This window comes from Legionella moravica DSM 19234, assembly GCF_000423305.1.
GTDB lineage: Bacteria > Pseudomonadota > Gammaproteobacteria > Legionellales > Legionellaceae > Legionella > Legionella moravica.
Genome location: NZ_AUHS01000047.1, coordinates 1 through 5481, shown reverse-complemented (window position 1 = coordinate 5481; position 5481 = coordinate 1). Strand labels below are relative to the sequence as shown.

Below are 5481 nucleotides of genomic sequence, written 5' to 3'. Positions count from 1 at the left end.
TTTAACGCGATATAAATTTATGCCTCTAAAGCTGTCGTCACTTTTTGTAGTTACTTAATGCTTCTGGATGTAATTTGCGTGAAAAGTTATTAAAACTGAAATGGTGAAAGTATAGAACGGTCACTTTTTTAACCTATTCTGATTTTCAAGATGAACGTATTCCTACTGTGCAAGACAGTATTCAAAATAATTAACCTGTTCTATTCTCTTTTATCAGTGAAACGAGCTCCGGTGGCCCCCGAATGGTAAGTGTATTAAAGACAGTGGCTTGATTCCCTGGCTTTTTATTGATATGAGATAAAATTTGTTTTTCTTGGTTTTTACTGGTTTTCTTCTTTCTTTTTTGTTTTTTTTTATTGTATTCTGCCCATCATTTTGTTATGGATTGCTATGATTCAAGTTTTTTCCAGGCAAAATTCTACCGTTATTTTTTAGCTTTAGTTATTGGTTTATCTATTATCTGTCTGCCTGCATTACTTCATACTCAACAAATAGGTGTCTTATTTTCCTACCTAATCGGCTCAGAACACGCCGTGTTATATGCTCATTTTTTGCAGTCGGCTGCATGTGGTTTATTGCCAGTAATTGGTCTCGGGCTTTTTACTTTAAAAAAAGATAGTGATCATGAGGTTATTATCGTGCTTGTGGCTTCACTTTTAGTACCGCCACTGGCTTTTTTAACCGTTTATTTTGTTGGTATTCATTCATGTATATATTTTGCTATGCTCTTTAAAAAGATGAGGTATTCATCATATCGAACATTCGTTAAAGACTTATTGCCAATGACTTTGCTAACGTACACCTTTTCAATAACAGCATATGCTTTTTTACCAAGCAGCCTGGATTGGCAGGAAGCTGTTTTTTTTAACGGTATACCTGTTGGCAGCACTTACTTTACCTCACATGATACTGGTAGAGGTGTTTAAAAAAAAGGCGTTTAATATTGGGATCCCAGTTCTAATGCAGCATCTTTCCCAGCTGATCTAAAATCATTTTTTTATCTATACCCCATGAAGGGTAATAAAATTTTTCAAAGTAATGAACCTGCATTTAGTCAAAGGCTCTTGGTACGCAAATACCAAGAGCCCGAATACCTGAGCCCTGCAAATACCTCAAGGAATCAGTTCCATAGGAATGATGGCAAATCTCAAAAATGGTACGTTATTTAACCTGGTGAAGGCGCCACCAGCGTAGACCGTGCTACTGCTGACCGCAAGGGCAGAGACGATGTTGTTGGCGTTGGGGTTCAAGGCGGTGGCGTTACCACTGGCGACGTCCAGAGCGGCAATGTTATTGCGTGTTTGACCGCCTATGAAGGAGAAGGATCCGCCAACGTAGACACTGGTACCACTGACCGCAAGCGCAAAGACGCTGCCGTTAGCATTGGGGTCCCAGGCGGTGGCGTTACCACTGGTGGCGTCCAGGGCGGCTATGCGATTGCGTGCTTGGCCACCTATAGAGGTGAAACTGCCGCCAGCGTAGACGGTGGTACCGCTGACCGCAAGGGCAGAGACGGTGTTGTTAGCATTGGGGTCCCAGGCGGTAGCGTTGCCACTGGTGTTATCCAGGGCGGCTATGCGATTACGTGCTTGACCGCCTATGGTAGTAAAGGCGCCGCCAGCGTAAACGGTACTGCCGCTGACAGCAAGGGCACCGACGCTGCCGTTAGCATTGGGATCCCAGACGGTAGCGTTGCCGCTGGCGGCGTCCAGGGCGGCAATGTTATTGCGTCCTTGGCCACCTATAGAGGTGAAACTACCGCCAGCGTAGACGGAGGTACCGCTGACAGCAAGAGCAGAGACTGTGTTGTTGGCGTTGGGATTCCAGGGGGTGGCATTACCGCTGGTGGCGTCCAGGGCGGCTATACGATTGCGTGCTTGACCACCTATGGAGGTAAAGGCCCCTCCGGCGTAGACGGTGGCGCCACTGACAGCAAGGGCAGAGACGGTACCGTTGGCATTGGGGTTCCAGGAGGTGACTTTGCCACTGGTGGCGTCCAGAACGGCAATGTTATTACGTGTATCACCGCCCATGAAAGTGAATACTCCACCAACATAGACGGTGGAGCCGCTGACCCCAACAGCGCCGACTCCACTATTGGGGTTAGGATTCCAAGCAGTGGCGTTGCCACTGGTAGCGTCCAAAGCGGCAATATAATTGCGTGTTTGGCCGCCAATAGAGGTGAAGAGCCCGCCAGCATAGACGGTGGTGCCGTCGACAGCAAGTTCTGTGACGCTGTTATTGGCATTGGGATTCCAGGCGGTGGCATTGCCGGTGGTGGCATCAAGGGCGGCTATGCGATTGCGTCCCTGGCCGCCTATACTAGTGAAATTCCCGCCAGCGTAGACAGTGCTGCCACTGACAGCAAGAACAGAAACGGTATTACTGGCGCTAGGATTCCAGGCGGTGGCGTTGCCAGTGCTGGCGTCCAGAGCGGCTATGCGACTGCGGGCTTGACCGCCTATAGAGGTGAAACTACCGCCAGCGTAAACGGTTGAGCCGCTGATGGCAAGGGCATCGACGCTGTTGTTGGCGTTAGGGTTCCAGGCGGTGGCGTTGCCAGTGCTGGCATCCAGGGCGGCAATGCGATTGCGAGCCTGACCGCCTATGGAGGTGAAGGTCCCACTGGCGTAAACCGTAGAACCACTGACAGCAAGGGCGGTGACACTGCTACTGGCGTTGGGATTCCAGGCAGTGGCATTGCCTGTGGTGATATCCAGAGCGGCAATGTTATTACGGGCTTGGCCGCCTGCAGAGGTGAATACCCCGCCAGCATAGACAGTGGTGCTGCTGACAGCCAAAGCTAAGACCGTGCCGTTGACGTCAGGATTCCAGGTGAGATCTACAGAACCATCGCTTAGAATATGGGCAATTCTATTGCGGGGTTCACCACCCACGTTTGTGAAAGACCCGCCAATATACCAACCGCCATCGCCATCAGCCACCACCGCATGGACTACCGCATTCACGAGCGGAAAAGTAGCCACCGGCAAGCCTGTACTGTTGTCAAGAGGGACTCCGTTGCCGACGTTAGGGCCTACTAAAGAAAAAGATCCTCCCAGATAGATGAGGTTATTAGCCGCATCCAATACAATCGCATTCACAGTCCCATTAGTCACATAAGGCAAGGTCAGGGTTATCGTTGCCCCAACTGTATTGGTATTGGTGCCCGCAACAGTAATTGCCGTTGGCGGATGGGATTGGGCGTTGACAGTAAAGTGAAGGTTGCAGCTCTCCCCTGCGATTAATATGGCGCAATTGCTGGCATCTTGAGTGACGTCGGTCATTAAAGCAGGAGGCAGACTTGCCATTACATTCAGTGCAGTATTACTGCCCGTATTGGTCACAATTAATGACCCTGTCGTATTTGGAATTAATAACAGTGGCGACCCATTAACGGAAATGGTTGCACTGGGTGTTGGTGGTGTCGGAGGTGCCGTACTTAGGGTGATGTTGAGTTGATTACCCGGGCTTGGCTGATAACATTGAGAGGAATTAGGACTGCCGTCAGCATTGGTTTGGCATAAGGCAGGGCCGCCATGAACACCGTTTTGGGGCAAAGCGCTGCCGCTGATGACAAGATTTAACGTACAACTGCTGCCAGCCTGCCCTTTGGGGGCTAATGGGCAAGGAGCGGTTTGTGTGACGCCTGGTATCGGCACCATGACCAGCTGTTTGGATTTATTGGATTGATTCTCAATGATATACTGTATTGAGGCACTGCCGTTTGCCGGTATCGCCTGGGTAGGATTGGAACCTACTGCCGGAGTGAACGTCCATAAGGGCCTGGCTGCTTGCACCATGGACATGGCCGTAAACCATAAAAATAATCCAACTAAAACTTGATAAATGTAAAATATTCGGTTTCTTTTCAGCACGTTGGTATCCTTACCTCAGATAAGCGAGATTCAATAGCACCCCGTTGGCATAAAGGTGATTGAGCTTAAGCCCTGTATTTGATGTTTGACTATAAGCTCGTCCAAGAAAGACTATTCCCAATGATGATACTTTGTTAATGATGGATAATCAAAAAAATTCCTCCAATTTTTATTTCTCAAACCTTGCCCCAATCATTTCCAGACAGCGACTCACTTGACAGGAAATTTGATGGGTGAAATTCCACATCATACAGAATTCACTGATAGCGTGATTTAATTTTTCGTTACGTAATGATCTTGGCTCCAAAGAAATAAATCAAAACACGTTTTATGCCCAATAATTTGGTAAAATCTCACCTTCTAATATCCAAAGTGACATTACATGACCAACGAACCAGGTCTTATTATAGGAATTAGCGGTTCTTCACGAAGCATTTACGGCATCAGGCTACTGCAAGTGTTAAGGAAATTAGCCATAGAAACCCATTTAGTGGTCAGTAAAGCAGGCCAGTTAACTCGTGCTTATGAAACAGGATGATATAACGATTGAAAAGGTATTAAAGACCTCTTTTAGATCATTATCCCGTTTATCTATATGATCTAGAATTTTATCTACAGCAGTTTTATCGTTTTGATAGGACTGTATCGCCAAGTTTAGAAGAAATGGAAAATGTTTTTCTGTTTAACTTTCAAATAATTCCTCAATCGTTGACTGCATCTTATCCTGACTTGGCCTTGCATAACGAAAAATTTCTTTAATGGATACGTTTCCACTTAACTCCTGCGCATAATGCATCCATGCTTATCAGTGACCATCTTCAAAAAGGTATGCCTGAGCTTGTGTGGTATAAACTCAAACGTTTCAGCCTCAGGTAAAAAGCCAAGGCTTATTTTATCACTGACAGATTCGATAAACATCTGAGGTCTGCAGACGCGTGCCATAACGTGTTACAAACAAGGGATCATCTTCGCTAGCCTTTATGGTTTCCAAGTACTCGTCCAAATACGACCTACTCTCTTGTGGTAAAGAAATGTTCTGACTGATACGTTTCGTCTTATGGCGCAACACATCAAACAACCCCTTTTTCTAGTATTGCCCAACATTTAAAAAAACCACTTTGGGTTCGCGAAGCCCTGTTCCTAATAACATGTAAAAAAATGCCGTTTCCATCAAAGGATTCTGGTTTTTACGCGAACAACTTTTAGTCCGTCCTCACAAGCAGACTTTAATCGCATGATCTGTCTTGAAGTCAGGCCATTCCAATCAGGCGCATCGGTTTGTAAATCCTTGACCTGTGCTAAAGGGTCTCCAACCAATAATGGGCGCTGCTAATGAAGCCACCGACCGACATGATGAATCGCTGCCATCGTCCGATTCTTTTGAAATTATTTGCTGACTGCCGGAGTCAAACTGTCTACCAAATCATGCCCTACTTCCATTTGGAAGAATTGAGCGAATTTGGATAAGTCGTTTATTTTCGGGATGATAAGAAAAATAAAACGGATCTTTTAACGCGATATAAATTTATGCCTCTAAAGCTGTCGTCACTTTTTGTAGTTACTTAATGCTTCTGGATGTAATTTGCGTGAAAAGTTATTAAAA

At 46.2% G+C, this 5481-nt stretch carries 2 protein-coding genes and 1 pseudogene; 2 read left to right on the top strand and 1 reads right to left on the bottom strand.

The annotated features are described in order from the left end of the window. Positions 1 to 302: 302 nt before the first annotated feature. The gene (locus G543_RS0109985) at positions 303 to 926 is read left to right on the top strand and encodes a Brp/Blh family beta-carotene 15,15'-dioxygenase (RefSeq protein ID WP_081675661.1); all 624 of its coding nucleotides are present in this window, start codon (positions 303 to 305) and stop codon (positions 924 to 926) included. Positions 927 to 1112: 186 nt separating this feature from the next. On the opposite strand, the gene G543_RS18440 is transcribed toward G543_RS0109985, so the two are convergent. Further along, on the bottom strand, positions 1113 to 3878 hold the full coding sequence (locus G543_RS18440) for a beta strand repeat-containing protein (protein ID WP_051190667.1): 2766 nt from the start codon (positions 3876 to 3878) through the stop codon (positions 1113 to 1115). 382 nt (positions 3879 to 4260) lie between these two features. Between G543_RS18440 and G543_RS18735 the strand changes: the two are divergent. Further along, positions 4261 to 4410 (top strand): annotated as a pseudogene (locus G543_RS18735) (flavoprotein); the annotation flags it as partial. Positions 4411 to 5481: the final 1071 nt, after the last annotated feature.